This is a genomic window from Arthrobacter sp. ok362, assembly GCF_900102785.1.
Taxonomy (GTDB): domain Bacteria; phylum Actinomycetota; class Actinomycetes; order Actinomycetales; family Micrococcaceae; genus Arthrobacter.
The window spans coordinates 94,008-110,667 of record NZ_FNGC01000007.1 but is presented as its reverse complement, the minus strand read 5'-3'; the positions used below and the strand labels follow the sequence as shown (position 1 = coordinate 110,667).

Here is a 16,660-nt window from a genome sequence, read left to right as displayed (position 1 = left end):
TGCGTAGCGCCGGATTGAGGTCAGTCTTGCCCCGGCCTCAGTGGGCTGTCAATATCGTCATAAGCGAAAGGTTATGAAGCCGTGGCGATGACATTGGGACAGTTGCGGACGTTCGCCCTGGTGGCCAAGCTGGGCTCTCTTCACGCAGCTGCAGTCCACCTCGGAGTCAGCGAACCGGCCGTTTCGACGGCGCTTGCCGCGCTCAGGCAGGATCTGGGCGACCCGCTCTTCGTGCGCGCCCGCGGCGGGATTGCGCTGACCCCTGGCGGCCGTGCCCTCGCCGAACACGCCCAGGACATCGTTGGACTGGCGGACCAGGCCCGGTGGGAGGTGGCGCATGCCCAGACCGAGACCGGGCGCCTGAAAATCGTGGCGACGGCGCCGTTTGCCGAGCACGCGGCCGGGCGCCTGCTGGACCTTTTCACCCGCAGGGTTTCCGGCGCCTCCGTCGATGTGGTCGTGGAGGACGCGGAGAATATTGCAGCGCTGATGCTGGAGCGTGTCTATGACATTGCGTTGGGAGCCAAGCCCGCCGCCCCCAACGGATCCGTTCTCAACGGCGCGTACCCCACCGGCGGGTACCCCAACGGGACTGCCGACGTCGGCCTCGATTCCGTCGCTTTCCTGCGGTACCAGCGGGTGGTCGTGGCGGCCGCCGGCCATCCCCTTGCCTCGCTCCACGGGCCGGTGGCGCTGGCTGAGCTGCTGAGCAGGCCGTGGTTTGCCGGCCCCGCAGGCATTCAGGCGGCCAGCGAAGAGGGCCGCTGGCTGGTTTCCCGAGGGGTGGCGCCGGAGATCGTCCGGCTCAGCAGCGAAACGGAGGCCCTCGCCGCCGTCAGGGCGGGTGAAGGGACAATGATGGCGCTCGGGCACATTGTCCGGTCTGAAATACGCAGCGGCGCCCTGGTCCGTGTGCCGGTGGCCGGAACGCCGATCGCCGGGCTTTGGTGGGCCAGCACCCTGGACCGCCGCCGGGCCACCACCATGGCGCGGACCCTCCAAAGGTTTGCCACCACTGCCGATGCCACCGCTGCCATGGTCGCTCCCGGCGGTTCGCGGGGGCTGGAACGGCGGGGGTCCAAGTTCCACGTGGCGCTCTGGAGCTGAGGCACCTGTCGCTGTGTCGCGTTGCACAACGCCGGGGCGGGTGCTACCCCTTGAGGGTTAGACGATCCATTCACCCTGCGAGAAGGAGTAGCAATGACGTTGTCCCGAGACGAAGACAGCTCGCTGAGGCATTGGAGCAGCCGGCTGATTCAGGCACTGCAGATCCTCGACCTTGAAGTCGACCACGAAAAGATCGTCCAGGTCGCGGACGAATCCGTCAAAGCCGTCGGGCCGCACGCGGACGCCATCAGCGCGTTCATTGTGGGGTACGCGGCGGGTACGGCGTCCACCAACGGCCGCAAGAGCACACAGGAAGCGGTGCACGCCGCGTCGAACAAAGTCATTGAGCTCTGCGAGCATGGCGAGTCCGGTGGCCCGGACGAGGAAGGCTGGGCCAAGAGGGCCCAGTAGCGCCCGCCCGGGCAGCACGGGACATGCTCCACGGTGGGGCTCAGCGATGGACATGTTGGTGTTATGTCCAGTCGCCGGGGCCGGGGTTGGGCATGTCCCGTGGCCCCGGCCCGCGCTGGGCTGTGCCTAGGGTGACGCCACCGCGGCATGGACGGTTTCCGCGCCCTCGGGCGTCTGGTCCAGGCTCGGCTCGAGCCGGACAATGACCGCCTTCGAGACCGGCGTGTTGCTGCCCTCGGCCGTGTGGTTCAGCGGCACAAGCACGTTCGCCTCTGGATAGTAGGCGGCCGCGCAGCCGCGTGCCGTGGGATACGACACCACCCGGAACTTGCGCACCATGCGTTCCTCGCCGTCGTCGTGCACGCCGCGGATGTCCACGTACTGCCCGTCCGCAAGGGCGAGTTCGGCGAGGTCGTCAGGGTTCACGAACACCACATGCCGGCCCTTCTTGATGCCCCGGTAGCGGTCGTTGTGCGAGTAGATGGTGGTGTTGAACTGGTCGTGGGAGCGCATGCTCTGCAGGATCAGGGTTCCCTCCGGCCGCTCGACAAGTTCGAGATAATTGACGGTCAGCACGGCCTTGCCGGTGGGCGTGGGGAAGGTGCGGGAGTCGCGGGGACCATTGGCGAGGACAAACCCGCCTTCTTGCCGGATCCGTTGGTTGTAGTCCTTGCAGCCGCCCACGACCCGCGAAATGTGATCGCGGATGAGGTCGTAGTTCTTCTCAAAGCCGTCCCAGTCGGCCTTGATCTTGTTGCCGACCAGGAGTTTGCCCAGCCGGCTCACGATGGCCGGCTCCGAGAGCAGATGATGGGACACCGGCTCGACGCTGCCCCAGGACGGGTGCACGGCGCAGACGGTGTCTTCCACGGAAACGAACTGGGGACCGGATTCCTGGATATCGATCTCGGTCCGGCCCATCGTGGGGAGGATCAGCGCCTCGCGGCCCGTCACAGTATGCGAGCGGTTCAGCTTGGTCGAAATCTGGACCGTCATCTCCGTGTTCTCCATGGCAGCCACGGCGGCATTCGTGTCCGAGATGGCCGCCACAAGGTTGCCGCCCAGGGCGACGAAAACCTTGATCTCGCCCGCGCGCATCTTGTTGATAGTCTCGACGGCGTCCGCGCCGTGCTCGCGGGGCGGCTCGAAGTTGAACTCCTCACCGAGGGCCTCCATGAAGGACTGCGGCATCTGCTCCCAGATGCCCATGGTGCGGTCGCCCTGGACATTGCTGTGCCCGCGGATGGGGGAGGCGCCGGCGCCCGGCTTGCCGATGTTGCCGCGCAGCAGCAGGAGATTGATCATCTCCTTAATGGTGGCGACACCCTTCCTCTGCTGCGTGATGCCCATGGCCCAGGTGATGATGACTTTCTCGGCCTTGAGGTAGCGGGCGGCGAGTTCATCGATGTCCTCGCTGCGCAGGCCCGTGGCTTCGAGCACGGTGCGCTCATCCAGTCGGGACAGGTGCTCCTTGAGCTCCTCGAGTCCTTCGCAGTGTTCGGCCAGGAAGGCGTGGTCCAGGACAGTCCCGGGGTTCTTGGCCTCGGCGTCGAGCACCCGCTTGGACACGGCCTGCAGCAGCGCCATGTCCCCGCCGATCCGGATCTGCAGGAACTGGTCCGCGATCTGGACGCCGTGACCGATGACGCCATTGACCTGCTGCGGATTCTTGTACCGCCGCAGGCCGGCCTCGGGAAGGGGATTGACGGCCACGATCTCGCCGCCGTTGTGCTTGCAGTTCTCGAGTTCTGTCATCATCCGGGGGTGGTTGGTGCCCGGATTCTGGCCCATGATAATGATCAGGTCCGCGTTGGCGTAGTCATCGAAGCTGACGGTCGCCTTGCCGATGCCGATGGTCTGGCCCATGGCCCAGCCCGAGGATTCGTGGCACATGTTGGAGCAGTCAGGCAGGTTGTTGGTGCCGTAGCCGCGGACCATCAGCTGGTACAGGAAGGCCGCCTCGTTCGACGTGCGGCCGCTCGTGTAGAACGCCGCGTGGTCGGGGGAGTCCAGCCCCTTGAGCTTGTCGGCGACAAGCCGGAGCGCTTCGTCCCAGCTGACCGGCTTGTAGTGGTCCTCGCCGGCGGGCTTGTAGACCGGCTCCGTGAGCCTGCCCTGCATGCCGAGCCAGTACTCGGAGCGGCTGCGCAGTTCGCTGACGGGATGCTCGGCCCAGAAATTTCCGGGAATCACCACCGGGGTCGCTTCCCACGTGACGGCCTTCGCCCCGTTCTCGCAGAACTCGAACGCCTTGCGGTGGTGCGGGTCCGGCCACGCGCAGCTCGGGCAGTCGAAGCCGTCCTTCTGGTTCATGGCCATGACAGTCTTGCGGGTCCGATTCAGACCCATGTGCTTGAGAGCCGGCTCCATGGAGTGGTACACGCCCGGGACTCCGGCGGCCCAGCTCTTCGGCCCGTTCTCAACAACAAGATCTTTCTCGGACGGTTCCTCAACGCGAGGAGTCTTGCGAGTCACGTGAACTTCCCTTCTGCAACCGCCGCCCGGACAGGTCGGCGCTGATGTGCCTCTATGCACCCTACAGTCAGGCCTATCAGCTAGATCGGGGCGCCGCAAGCAATTGGCTGGGTCAGTGCGCTGACCGCACCAGTGGCCGGGCCGGAGCAAGGGGAACGCTACCGGCCGGCCACGAGTGTGGCGCCGCAGTGGCGGCGGGCGGTGCGTGCCCGGAGGTGACTTTTGGCCCTTGGCACCCGGCAGGCCCGAGCGGAGGCTGGGGCGTACACCGCGAGCCGCAGGTCCGCGCATTCCACTGGCCCGCGCTGTTCACCGGTTTGCGCAATGTAAAAGGTCCACGGGAGCGCCATGAAGCACCAGCAGCCGAGCCTGAAGTTCCTTGGTGCCTCCGACACCGAGACGATCGACATCGAGGACCTGCGATGAACTCCGACGCCGTCACCCGGACCACCGTACTGAAGGAGATCCACGATCTCGCCCGGCCTCTGAAAACCGATCGCGATCTCAATGGCCTCGTACGGCGCGCTGCCGACTGCCGGTTCGTAGCCATTGGCGAGGCGTCCCACGGCACTCACGAGTTCTACACCTGGCGCGACACCCTCAGCAGGCGGCTCATCGCGGAGGAAGGCTACAACTGGATTGGGGTGGAAGGAGACTGGCCCGACTGCTGGCGCATCAACCGCTGGGTCCGCGGCCAGGAGGGGAAGGACCAGGGTGTCCACGCGCTGCTGGCCGGCTTCGAACGCTGGCCGACCTGGATGTGGGCGAACGAGGAAGTCGCGGCGTTCCTAGACTGGCTGCGCGGCTGGAACGCAGGCCGGCCACTGGACAAGCGAGTCGGTTTCTACGGACTGGATGTCTACTCGCTCTGGGATTCGCTGCGCGAAATCATCGGCTGGCTGCAGGAGAACGTACCCGACGCCGTGCCCGCGGCCGAGCGTGCCTGGCAGTGCTTCCTGCCCCACCACGAGGACCCGCACCAGTACGGCTGGAGCACGCGGCTGGTGCCGCAGTCCTGCGAGCCCGACGTCGTGGCCCTCCTGACCGAGGTCAGGAACCGGGTCTTCAGCCCCGGCCCGCACGAGGAGGACGCTTTCGACGCCGTGCAGAACGCCGAAGTCGCGGCCAACGCCGAGCACTACTACCGCATCATGGTCCGCGGGGACCGGCAGTCCTGGAACGTTCGCGACCACCATATGGCGGACACCATCGACCGGGTCAGCAGGCACCTCGGGCCGGCATCGAAAGGCCTCATCTGGGAACACAACACGCACATCGGGGATGCCCGGGCCACCGACATGGCGCAGGACGGCCTGGTCAACGTCGGCCAGCTGCTGCGCGAACGTCACGCGGGCGAAGGGGTGTTGCTGGTCGGTTTCGCAGCCCACCGCGGCTCCGTGATCGCCTCCGACGGGTGGGGCCGCCCCGAGCGCATCCTGACGGTGCCGGAAGCCCGTCCGGGCAGCCACGAAGATTTCCTGCATCAGGCCCTCGGGGTGCCCTCCGTGCTGGAGTTCGGCGACGACCGGACCGGGCCATGGCTTTCGACATGGCTGGGGCACCGGGCGATCGGCGTCGTCTACCACCCCGAGAGGGAAGCCGGAAACTACGTTCCGACCCGGATGGGGGAGCGCTACGATGCCCTCATCTGGCTTGAACACACCGCTGCACTGCGTCCGGTGCACCATGAGGGGCCGCCCCGGGAACCGGAGTTCGAGACCGAGCCCACCGGATTCTAGGCCGGTGTGGATTCCAAGGAAGCAGGATTCAGGATGAGCAAGGCAATCGTCGTCGGTTTCAACGGGTCTGCGGGCAGCGACGCCGCACTGACCTGGGCACTAGGGCGGGCCGCCCGCGACAAGCTTCCGGTCATCGTCGTCCACGCGGTGGACGACCGTTGGATGTCTCCGGATTTCCAGTACCACGAGATCATCCGGGAATCGGGGATGGAACTGCTTCAGCAAGCCCAGGCGAGCGCCAGCGGGCAGGCCCCGGATGTCGAGGTGGATATCCAGCTTCGTCATGCCAGCGGAGGCTCGGTGCTGCGGGAGGTGTCCAAGGAGGCAACCATGATCGTGGTTGGCGGCCATGACAAGCGTTGGCTGGACGGCGGTCCCATGACGGACCGTGCCCTGCAGGTCGTCTCAGCCTCGGAATGCCCGGTAGCTGTCATACCGGTGAAACAGGGAACGGGGGGCGGGGGCGTGGTGGTCGGCGTGGACGGTTCCGAGGAGTCGCTGCAGGCCGTCGCATTTGCGGCCGCGGAAGCCGATCTGGGCGGAGACGAGCTGACCGTGGTCCTCGCGTTCAAGACCCCGGCTCGGTGGGTCGAGAAACAGTTGCCCACCAGCGGCCTCGCCGAGAGCATGGTCGAAGAGGACCGGATAGTGCTCGCCGAGTCGGTGGCCGGCCTCGGCGACAAATACCCCGACCTGGTGGTCGATCAGCGCCTTGAGACGAACACGGAACCGGCGAAGGCCCTCGTGAATATCGCCGCCGGAGCCAGGCTGCTGGTGATCGGAAGCCGCGGACGCGGCGGGTTCTCCCGGACGGTGCTCGGCTCCACGGCGCACGCCGTTCTGCTGAACGTGCCGTGCCCCACCGTCGTCACGCGGGTGCACAAGGTCAAGCACGGGGGCTGACAAAGGGCAGGGAATACGTTGTCCCGGACCGGCCTGGGCGGGCAGGACGCTCTCGTCCGAGGAGGGGGCTTTTCGCCGCCGCCAGCGGATGGGAGGATGAAGCCGTGGACCCCTTCTTCAATTTCGTCACTCACTTTTGGTGGCTCGTCTTTCCGCTAAGCGGACTGGCCGGCGGGTGGGCGCGGTCCTGGTCCAAAGCCGCTGAACGCCGGCACCGTCGCCGCGTGGAGCTCTACACGCTCAAGAACCAGGCGGCACAGGCCGAACAGGCCAGCCAAGCCGATGTGCTGGCCCTGATGAAGGCGCACGACGCCGTCAACAGGCGTTGGCTGGACTACGAACTCGACGTGGGGAAGCTGATCGACTTTCCGGTCATGACGGATGTCCGCGAGCCCCTCACCGTGGCTTTCCTGCGGGCCAAGCGTGAGGCCGACGGGCTGCGCCCCGCCGCCCCCGGAGAAGTCAGAACCGCCGCAAGGCTGGCGGAGTACCGGGCAGCCGTGACCAGTTTTGAACTCGCATTCGACGTCGCCGAACGTGAAGCCAAGCGGATCAGGGACAGCAAGTTCACTGGGCCGGAACGCCAGCGGCTGGAGACTGCCCGCAAGCTCCTGCGGATCGCATCGGACGCCGCCGCGACGCCCGCCGAACGCCAGACGGCGTACAGGCGCGCCCGCCGGGAACTCGACGGGCTCATCGTGCTGCCGGAGGCTTCGCTCGCCGCACTGGAGGACAGGATCGCTTCCATGCTCGAGGCCGGTCCGGCGCCGGACGTCCGCCGGACGGTCTAAGCGGATCACTGCCGGCAGCGAAACCCGAGAGCCCTCGGTCGGCAACGCCGAGACCGTGGACCAAGCTCCCGCCTGGTTCTCGCAAACCGGGTCCACTGGCCTGGTTTCCTGTGACCTTGATCGCGGCCGCGACCTCGTTTGCCAGCCCCGACCGGCGGCCGCCAGTTTAGGGTCTTCTGGCATGTTTTGCCCTGCCGTCAATCCCACGTACCATCGATTAGGTTTCAAGCTGCGTTAGCGCCACCGAATTCATCTGATCAAGCATCGAATAGAAGTCGTGGCCATGCAGCAACGGGGACGTGGAACTGCCGACCGTGAACACTTCAGATTGGGCAACAGGTGGAAATCACCGTAATGGTGGCGCTAGTGATATCGCTGGCGCTGTTCTTCGACTTCACGAACGGATTTCATGACACCGCGAACGCCATGGCTACGCCCATCGCGACCGGCGCCATCAAACCGAAAACAGCTGTCGCCCTCGCGGCGGTGCTGAACCTCGTGGGCGCGTTCCTTTCCACGGAAGTAGCCAAGACCGTCTCCGGCGGCATCATCAAGGAAGGCGCAGACGGTGTCCAGATCACCCCGGACATCATCTTCGCCGGTCTCATGGGCGCCATTCTCTGGAACATGATCACCTGGCTCAAGGGCCTGCCGTCGAGTTCCTCCCATGCCCTCTTCGGCGGCCTGATCGGCGCCGCGATCGCCGGCATCGGCATCCACTCGGTCAATTTCGAGTCGATCCTGCAGAAGGTCATCCTTCCCGCGGTCTTCGCCCCGGTCATCGCCGGCGGCGTGGCCTACCTGTGCACGCGGCTGGCCTACGCCCTGACGTCCCGCCATGATCCGGAAACCGGGGATAAGCTGACCCAGAAGCGCGGCGGATTCCGGACCGGTCAAGTCTTCACGTCCAGCCTCGTGGCACTGGCGCACGGTACCAACGACGCCCAGAAGACCATGGGCATCATTACCCTGGTCCTGATCTCCGCCGGCACCCAGCCCGCTGGCTCCGGCCCGCAGTGGTGGGTCATCACCGCCTGTGCCCTGGCCATTGCGGTAGGCACCTACGCCGGCGGCTGGAGGATCATCCGCACCATGGGCGCAGGCCTCACCGAAGTCAAGCCCGCCCAAGGATTCGCCGCCGAGACCAGCACCGCCTCCGCCATCCTGGCCTCGTCGCACCTGGGCTTCGCCCTCTCCACCACCCAGGTGGCCTCCGGCTCGGTCATCGGCTCGGGGATGGGACGCCGCGGCACTACCGTCCGGTGGGGAATGGCTGGCCGGATTGCCCTCGGCTGGCTCTTCACGCTCCCGGCGGCCGGAATTGTGGGCGCACTGACTGCTCTGCTCGTGCAGACCGGCGTGGCCGGTGTCGTCATCGCGGCCGTCGCCGGCACCGCCGCGGTGGCCTACATGTTCGTCCATTCACGGAAATCCCACGTCGGCCACAACAATGCCGTCCAGATTGAGGAAGTCGGCCAGGCCGTGCAGTTCCGCAAGAAGAAGTCCGCCGCCAAGGCGATCAAAAACGGGAGTGCCAAGCGATGAAATGGTTGGAACTGTTGAGCGTGGCCGGTGCCACACTCTTGTCCGCAGTGACGGTCGTCGTTCTCTACGCCTTCGGTGTTCGCCTCACGGCCATCGCTGGAGACATCCGGAACTCCCCGGCGTCCTGGACCCGGCCGCTCGCTTACACGTGCTTCGCCGTGTGCGGCTTCGCCATCCTCTTCGGGCTGTACCTGATCATTCCCTACTTCCACAACTAGGCCGTCGTCCGCACGCAGTTCGGCTGTCCGTACGGGCGTGCGTCCGGGGGATGGGAACCGGGCGCGGCATTGGCTAGGCTGGGGCCATGGTGAGCTTCCAGTACTTCGTGGCCTCCTCACTCGACGGGTATATCGCCACTGACAAGGACAACCTGGCTTGGCTGCTCCAGTTCGACGGATTTGACGGCGGACAGGACAGCTACGACGCGTTCATCGCCGACGTCGGCTGCATCGTTATGGGCGGCGAGACCTACGCCTGGCTTCGGGACCACGAACCAGATACATGGCCCTATTCGGGCACGCCCTGTTGGGTCTTCACTCACCACGAACACTCCGCCCCCAAGGGCGCCAATGTCACGTTCGTGCGCGGGGCCGTCGGCGAGTTTGTGGACGACCTCAAGGACGATGCCCGGGGCCGGAATATCTGGGTTGTCGGCGGGGGCATTCTCGCGGCGCAGTTCGCGGACGCCGGCCTGCTGGACGAACTGATCGTCTCGGTCATTCCTGTGGTTTTGGGCAGCGGCAAGCCGTTGCTGCCCATGACAGGCCCGACGCCGCCGCTGGAGTTGACGTCTTCCCGCACCTTGGGCCGGGGCATCGTGGAGCTGCGGTACCGCTTCCCGGCCCGGACGTAGCCGGATCCGGTACCCCCTGGCGGAGCGATCTCCTAGCGCGCGATATCGCGGATAAGGTTCGTGATCCGGGCGGTGGAGAGCCGGCGGCCGTGCTCGTCGGTCATCACGATCTCGTGGGTGGCGAGGGTCCGGCCGAGATGGATGGCCGTGCAGGTGCCGGTGACGGTGCCCTCGGAGATCGCCCGGTGGTGCGTCGCCCCGACCTCGATCCCCAGCGCCTGCCGGTTTGGGCCCGCGTGCATGCCCGCCGCGAACGAACCCAGGGTTTCGGCCAGGACCACGTGGGCACCGCCGTGCAGGATGCCGGCCACCTGGGTGTTTCCCTCTACCGGCATGGTGGCCACAGTGCGTTCCGGGCTCATTTCAAGGAAGCGGATCCCCATCTTCACCACGAGGGCTCCGACGCCGTACTGGCCCAGCCAATCGTGCATCTCCTCGGGAACCCCGGCCGCCGCGAGCTCGGCCGCGTACGGGCCGGGCGTGAAATTGTCCATCATGGGAACTAGGCTGGCACCTGTGAGCGAAACTACCAAACCGGCCATTGCCCCCCTTTCGGCAGACACTGCAGCAGACCTTCTCCCGGCAACTGGGCCGGAATCAGGGCTTGCGGCCAAGTCCGCCGGAAAGTCCAGCCGGGCCGCGGGGTCGGTTTCTGCCACCGAGGCCCCTGTGATTCCCATCACGGAGCAGCCGCGATTACTCGTGCTGGACGGACACTCCATGGCGTTCCGGGCGTTCTTCGCCCTGCCCGCGGACAAGTTCTCCACCGCCACGGGGCAGCACACGAACGCAATCCACGGCTTCACATCCATGCTGATCAACCTGATCAAGGAGCAAAAGCCCACCCACGTGGCCGTGGCCTTCGACGTCTCAGATGACACGACCCACCGCAAGGCCGAGTACAGCGAGTACAAGGGCGGACGCAATGAGACGCCCCGGGAAATGAGCGGTCAGATCGACCTCATCGACAAGGTCATGGGCGCGTGGGGCATCAAGACCATCAAGATGCCCGGCTGGGAAGCTGACGACATTTTGGCCACTCTCGCCGCCATGGGGGAAAAGGCAGGTTACGAGGTGCTGCTGGTCTCCGGCGACCGCGATGCCTTCCAGCTCATCACGGACAACGTTTTTGTGCTGTACCCCAGGAAGGGCGTCAGCGATATTCCCCGGATGGACGCGGACGCCATCCAGGAGAAGTATTTCGTCAGCCCCGCCCAGTATTCGGACCTCGCCGCCCTGGTGGGGGAGTCCGCGGACAACCTCCCCGGCGTTCCCGGCGTCGGGCCCAAGACGGCAGCCAAATGGATCAACCTCTACGGCGGTCTTGAGGGGGTCCTGGAGAACCTCGACGCGATCGGTGGAAAAGTGGGGGACTCCCTCCGCGAATATGTTGAGGACGTCAAGCGCAACCGGCGGCTCAACAGGCTTCACACCGATCTCGACCTGCCCGTCACACTGGACGAGCTCGCGGACCCACGGCCGGACCAGGCCGCCCTTGAGGAACTGTTCGACGCCCTCGAATTCAAAACCATCCGCACCCGGCTCTTTGCCCTCTACGGCAGTGAAGTTACGGAAGCCGAGCGGGAAAGCCTCGAAATCCCGGACTTCGTGATCCCCGCGGACGCAGCCGAGCTCGGCGCTTTCCTCGCGGGCGGAGCCGGTAAGCCCTCCGCTGTGGCGGTCGATCTTGTGCCCGGCCGGATCGGCGAGGACGCCGCCGCGGTGGCGATCGTCCGCGACGACGCCGCTGTTTATATCGATCTGGCCAGCCAGGACGCCGCCGCCGAAAACGTTTTGGCCGCGTGGCTGCGTGACGCCCAATCACTGAAGGTCATGCACGGGTTCAAGGCTGCCCTGAAGGCCCTGACCACCCGCGGCTTGGAACTGGAGGGCGTGGTGGATGACACCGCCATCTCCGGCTACCTCATCCAGCCCGACCGCCGCAGCTACGAGCTCGCGGAGCTGGCGCAGCATCACCTCAACATCGCGGTTTCCCCCGAGGCCGCCAGGGAAGGCCAGCTGGAGCTGGCGTTCGACGGCGACGACGCCGCCGCTGCCGGCGCGCTGGTCCACGTGGCCGCCGTCGTCCAGGCCCTGAGCCGCTACTTCGAATCAGAACTGAAGGAACGCAAGGCCCAGGACCTGCTGACCACCCTTGAACTGCCTGTCAGCCGGGTGCTGGCCGAAATGGAACTCGCGGGAATCGCCATCGATATGCCTCGCATGGACGAGCAGCTATCGGATCTCGCCAAGGTGATCGAGAACGCCCAGGAGCTGGCCTTCGCCGCGATCGGCCACGAGGTCAACCTTGGTTCGCCGAAGCAGCTCCAGACCGTGCTGTTCGATGAACTCCAGCTGCCGAAAACCAAGAAGATCAAGTCCGGCTACACCACCGACGCCGCCTCGCTCAAGAACCTGCTGGAAAAGACCGGGCACGAATTCCTGGTCCAGCTGATGGCGCACCGCGAGTCGTCGAAGCTGCGCCAGATGCTGGAGTCGCTGAAGAAGTCCGTCACGGAAGACGGCCGGATCCACACCACCTACGCGCAGAACGTCGCAGCCACGGGCCGGATCTCCTCCAACAACCCCAACCTCCAGAACATCCCCATTCGCAGCGAGGAAGGCCGGCGCGTCCGCGGCATCTTTGTGGTCAGCGAGGGCTACGAGTGCCTGCTTTCCGCGGACTACTCGCAGATCGAAATGCGCATCATGGCACACCTCTCGGGGGACGCCGGACTTATCCAGGCCTACAAGGACGGCGAAGACCTCCACCGGTTTGTGGGCTCCAACATCTTCCATGTGCCCACTGACCAGGTGACCAGTGCCATGCGCTCCAAGGTCAAGGCGATGTCCTATGGCCTCGCGTACGGCCTGACCTCGTTCGGCCTGTCCAAGCAGCTGGAGATCTCCGTTGACGAGGCACGGACCCTCATGAAGGACTACTTCGACCGGTTCGGCGCCGTCCGCGACTACCTCCGCGGTGTGGTGGACCAGGCCCGGATCGACGGCTACACGGCCACCATCGAGGGGCGCCGGCGTTACCTCCCGGACCTGACCAGCACCGACCGGCAGCTGCGTGAGAACGCTGAGCGCATTGCGCTGAACTCGCCCATCCAGGGATCGGCGGCTGACATCATCAAGCGCGCCATGCTGGGAGTGCAGGCCGAACTGGCGGCACAGGGCCTCAAATCGCGCATGTTGCTGCAGGTCCATGATGAACTTGTCCTCGAGGTCGCCACGGGCGAGCGCGAGGCCGTCGAGAAGCTCGTGACCGAGCAGATGGGCTCGGCCGCGGACCTCAGCGTTCCGCTGGACGTCCAGATCGGCATCGGCTCCAGCTGGTACGAGGCGGGGCACTAACGGTTTACCGGTTCCGGCGCCGCCGGGACCTCAGGATTCGCAGGATTCTCAGGGGGAGAAGCGCGTGGCAGATAAGTACGAGCTCAGGCGGTTCCGCGCGGTCGAAAAAGACTCGGCGGACTACGCGCAGGGTACCGCGTGGCTGCGGGGGGTCGGGATCGGCTTCTATGACGAGCCGCGAAAAGACGACTTCGTGGACAAGATCATGGCCATGTATCTCGTGGACAACCGTGAGATGACCGGCGTCTACCAGGCCGACGGCGTCGCTACCCACTCGCTGGCGGCCGACGTCCCGGTGGCGACATTCGCCACCCTGCGCAAGGACCTCAACATCGGCTACGGCCGGCAGCTGGAAGCCCAGCTCGTCACGGCCGTCACTGTGCGCGGGACCCACCGCCGGCAGGGACTGCTCCGGCGGATGATGACCGAGGACCTTGCCGCGGCGAAGGCGGACGGCGTCGCGCTGGCGGCACTCACTGCCTCGGAGGCCTCAATCTACGGCCGGTTCGGCTACGGTGTGGCCACCTTCGAACGCAGCGTGAAGGTCGACACCGGGCCGCGCTTCCGCCTACGCCATGTGCCCGTCGGCTCCGTGGAGATTGCCGACCGCAAAGTCCTGCTGGAACTGGCCCCCGAGGTCTTCGGACGGGTCCACGGCTCCATGCCCGGATCGATCTCGCGGCAGGAGGCGTACCGGCTGCGGTCCTCGGGCATGCTCGGCCGTGACGGCGGCGAGGACGAGGCAATCCGATGCGCCCTGCACTACGACGCCACGGGCACCGTGGACGGGTACGTCTCCTATAAGTTCGCCGGGTGGGACACCAAGCCGTACACCATGGAGATCCTGGACCTCGTGGCGGCGACTGACGCCGCATACCTGGAACTGTGGCAGTTCCTCGGCAGCATCGACCTCGTGGATCGGATCAGCTGGCAGGACGCGCCGGTGGACGACCCCCTGACCTGGGCGCTGGAGGACCCACGCTGCGTCGAGTCCTCGGAACACCGGGACATGCTGTGGCTGCGCGTCCTGGACCCGGCCCGGGTGCTGGGGGCCCGCCGCTACTCGTCCGAGGGGACCCTCGTTCTTGCCGTACGCGACAGTCTCGGTTTCGCGGCCGGCACCTTCGCCCTCACGGTCAGCGGGGGCGAGGCAACGGTGACGTCTACTCCGGAGGCTGAGCCGGACCTGTCGCTGGATGTCGCGGATCTCGGCTCCATCTACCTGGGGGCCGTCTGCCCTGTGACCCTGAAAGCCGCCGGCCGGATCACCGAGCACACGGCCGGGGCGGCGCTGACAGCGCGGCTCATGTTCGCCGTCGAACGCCCACCGCACTGCCTCACGCACTTCTAGGCCTCCGCCCTGCGGCACTGCAGGTGCCACTGACGGCGTCGGCGGTCGGGGCGCGACCGGCCCCGCGCGCTTTGACCGGCGTTCGCGGAAACGACTAGACTAAACGGGCGTGCACTACGTGCGTGCATCTACAATCCACAAAATCAGGATGACCCGGCGGATCACATGCTGTGAAGCCGTGTTCTTGGCCTGCATTCCATAATGCCGGCGAAGCGGTTTGCCTGACCGACTAACTATCCACAACGGAGCCCCTACTACATGACCATCACCTCCACCGAGAAGCCCGGTACCCCCGTAGTCGCCATTAACGACATCGGTACCGCTGAGGACTTCCTCGCAGCCGTCGACGCCACCATCAAGTACTTCAACGACGGAGACCTCGTCGAAGGTACCGTCGTCAAGGTCGACCGCGACGAAGTTCTGCTCGACATCGGTTACAAGACCGAAGGTGTCATTCCCTCCCGCGAGCTTTCCATCAAGCACGACGTTGACCCCGGAGACGTCGTTTCCGTTGGCGATCAGGTCGAAGCCCTGGTGCTCACCAAGGAAGACAAAGAAGGCCGCCTGATCCTCTCCAAGAAGCGTGCTCAGTACGAGCGTGCCTGGGGCGACATCGAGAAGGTCAAGGAAGAAGACGGTGTTGTCACCGGTACCGTCATCGAGGTTGTCAAGGGTGGTCTTATCCTCGACATCGGTCTGCGCGGCTTCCTGCCCGCATCCCTCGTCGAGATGCGCCGTGTGCGCGACCTCGCTCCGTACATCGGTCAGCAGATCGAAGCCAAGATCATCGAGCTGGACAAGAACCGCAACAACGTTGTTCTTTCCCGCCGTGCATGGCTCGAGCAGACCCAGTCCGAGGTCCGCTCCACGTTCCTCAACAAGCTGGAAAAGGGCCAGGTTCGTCCCGGCGTTGTTTCCTCCATCGTCAACTTCGGTGCCTTCGTGGACCTGGGCGGCGTAGACGGCCTGGTTCACGTTTCCGAGCTGTCCTGGAAGCACATCGACCACCCGTCCGAGGTTGTCGAAGTTGGCCAGGAAGTCACCGTCGAGGTTCTCGAGGTCGACCTGGACCGCGAGCGCGTCTCCCTGTCGCTCAAGGCTACGCAGGAAGATCCGTGGCAGACCTTCGCCCGCACCCACGCCCTGGGCCAGGTTGTTCCGGGTAAGGTCACCAAGCTGGTTCCGTTCGGTGCGTTCGTTCGCGTCGAAGACGGCATCGAAGGCCTGGTCCACATCTCCGAGCTCGCCGTGCGCCACGTTGAGCTGGCCGAGCAGGTTGTCTCCGTGGGGGATGAGCTGTTCGTCAAGGTCATCGACATCGACCTCGAGCGCCGCCGCATCTCGCTCTCCCTCAAGCAGGCCAACGAGGGCGTCGACGCCGACAGCACCGAATTCGATCCGGCACTCTACGGCATGGCCGCCGAGTACGACGAAGAGGGCAACTACAAGTACCCGGAGGGCTTCGACCCGGAGTCCAACGAGTGGCTTGAAGGCTACGAGAACCAGCGCGCAGCCTGGGAGCAGCAGTACGCTGACGCCCAGACCCGCTGGGAAGCACACAAGAAGCAGGTTGCCCAGCACGCTGCCGACGACGCTGCAGCTGCAACGTCCGGCGAGAGCGATTCCGGCACCACCAGCTACTCCTCCGAGCCGGCTGCAACCGAGACCGGTGCAGGCACGCTTGCTTCGGACGAGGCTCTTGCCGCTCTGCGCGAGAAGCTGACCGGCAACTAATTGCCCGTTAGCCTCACGGAGTCCGCTCCCTGAGGCCAGGCAGTTTGTAGCTTGAAGCCGCACCGTCACTGTGCGGTGGCCAAGATGCACAAGAAAGGTGGCCGTCCCCTCGGGGGCGGCCACCTTTCTTTGTGCGGATGGTGGTGCGGATCTTGGTGCGGACATGCCCCGCGGCTGCCCGCACCACCGGACATGCCCCGCGGCTGCCCGCACCACCGGACATGCCCCGCGGCTGCCCGCACCTCCGGACATGCCCAATTTTGGAACCGTACCCCGGGGGACATGCCCATTTTCGGAGCTGGCCCGTGGGCATGTGTGGATTGTGCCCGGTCCTGGCCCTGGGCGCGGGACATGTCCAGTGCTGGGTGCCCGCGGCATACCCTTGTCGCCG

The 16,660-nt window shown here is 65.7% G+C and carries 13 protein-coding genes; 11 read left to right on the top strand and 2 right to left on the bottom strand.

Annotation, left to right across the window (positions count from 1 at the left end; genetic code table 11):
* The first annotated feature begins 87 nt into the window (after window positions 1-87).
* Together BLQ10_RS10865 and BLQ10_RS10860 are read left to right on the top strand one after the other, a co-directional pair.
* Window positions 88-1,107 (top strand): LysR family transcriptional regulator, encoded by a 1,020-nt coding sequence (locus tag BLQ10_RS10865; RefSeq protein ID WP_091561752.1) that lies wholly within the window; start codon window positions 88-90, stop codon window positions 1,105-1,107.
* A gap of 93 nt (window positions 1,108-1,200) precedes the next feature.
* Window positions 1,201-1,518 (top strand): DUF6457 domain-containing protein, encoded by a 318-nt coding sequence (locus tag BLQ10_RS10860; protein ID WP_091561751.1) that lies wholly within the window; start codon window positions 1,201-1,203, stop codon window positions 1,516-1,518.
* A 126-nt stretch (window positions 1,519-1,644) separates the two neighbouring features.
* On the opposite strand, the gene BLQ10_RS10855 is transcribed toward BLQ10_RS10860, so the two are convergent.
* Entirely contained in the window at window positions 1,645-3,993 is a 2,349-nt protein-coding gene (locus BLQ10_RS10855; RefSeq protein WP_091561748.1) for an FdhF/YdeP family oxidoreductase, read from the bottom strand.
* 422 nt (window positions 3,994-4,415) lie between these two features.
* Here BLQ10_RS10855 and BLQ10_RS10850 point away from each other — a divergent pair, with 422 nt between their 5' ends.
* The 6 genes from BLQ10_RS10850 to BLQ10_RS10825 all read left to right on the top strand — a co-directional run bounded on the left by BLQ10_RS10850 (window position 4,416) and on the right by BLQ10_RS10825 (window position 9,824).
* Window positions 4,416-5,732, top strand: coding sequence for an erythromycin esterase family protein (locus BLQ10_RS10850; protein ID WP_091561746.1), 1,317 nt, complete (start codon window positions 4,416-4,418; stop codon window positions 5,730-5,732).
* A 33-nt stretch (window positions 5,733-5,765) separates the two neighbouring features.
* Entirely contained in the window at window positions 5,766-6,635 is an 870-nt protein-coding gene (locus BLQ10_RS10845) for a universal stress protein (RefSeq protein ID WP_091561743.1), read from the top strand.
* A 104-nt stretch (window positions 6,636-6,739) separates the two neighbouring features.
* On the top strand, window positions 6,740-7,426 hold the full coding sequence (locus BLQ10_RS10840) for a hypothetical protein (protein WP_091561740.1): 687 nt from the start codon (window positions 6,740-6,742) through the stop codon (window positions 7,424-7,426).
* A gap of 339 nt (window positions 7,427-7,765) precedes the next feature.
* Window positions 7,766-8,971, top strand: coding sequence for an inorganic phosphate transporter (locus tag BLQ10_RS10835; RefSeq protein WP_091561737.1), 1,206 nt, complete (start codon window positions 7,766-7,768; stop codon window positions 8,969-8,971).
* Entirely contained in the window at window positions 8,968-9,189 is a 222-nt protein-coding gene (locus tag BLQ10_RS10830) for a hypothetical protein (protein ID WP_091561734.1), read from the top strand. The genes BLQ10_RS10835 and BLQ10_RS10830 overlap by 4 nt, the downstream gene beginning before the upstream one ends.
* 86 nt (window positions 9,190-9,275) lie before the next feature.
* Window positions 9,276-9,824, top strand: a complete 549-nt coding sequence (locus tag BLQ10_RS10825) for a dihydrofolate reductase family protein (RefSeq protein WP_091561733.1) — start codon at window positions 9,276-9,278, stop codon at window positions 9,822-9,824.
* 32 nt (window positions 9,825-9,856) lie between these two features.
* On the opposite strand, the gene BLQ10_RS10820 is transcribed toward BLQ10_RS10825, so the two are convergent.
* Window positions 9,857-10,321 carry a hotdog fold thioesterase gene (locus BLQ10_RS10820; RefSeq protein ID WP_091561730.1) on the bottom strand — a complete coding sequence of 155 codons (465 nt, stop codon included), beginning with the start codon at window positions 10,319-10,321 and terminating at the stop codon, window positions 9,857-9,859.
* Between BLQ10_RS10820 and polA the strand changes: the two genes are divergently transcribed.
* The 3 genes from polA (at window position 10,320) to rpsA (ending at window position 16,269) form a co-directional block, all read left to right on the top strand.
* A complete protein-coding gene (gene polA, locus BLQ10_RS10815) occupies window positions 10,320-13,184 on the top strand; it encodes a DNA polymerase I (RefSeq protein WP_091561727.1) in 2,865 nt (954 codons plus the stop codon). The genes BLQ10_RS10820 and polA overlap by 2 nt on opposite strands.
* Window positions 13,185-13,248: 64 nt before the next feature.
* Complete coding sequence (locus BLQ10_RS10810; RefSeq protein WP_091561723.1) at window positions 13,249-14,535, top strand: GNAT family N-acetyltransferase; 1,287 nt, start codon at window positions 13,249-13,251, stop codon at window positions 14,533-14,535.
* Window positions 14,536-14,793: 258 nt separating this feature from the next.
* Entirely contained in the window at window positions 14,794-16,269 is a 1,476-nt protein-coding gene (gene rpsA, locus BLQ10_RS10805) for a 30S ribosomal protein S1 (RefSeq protein ID WP_026537355.1), read from the top strand.
* Window positions 16,270-16,660 lie beyond the last annotated feature (391 nt).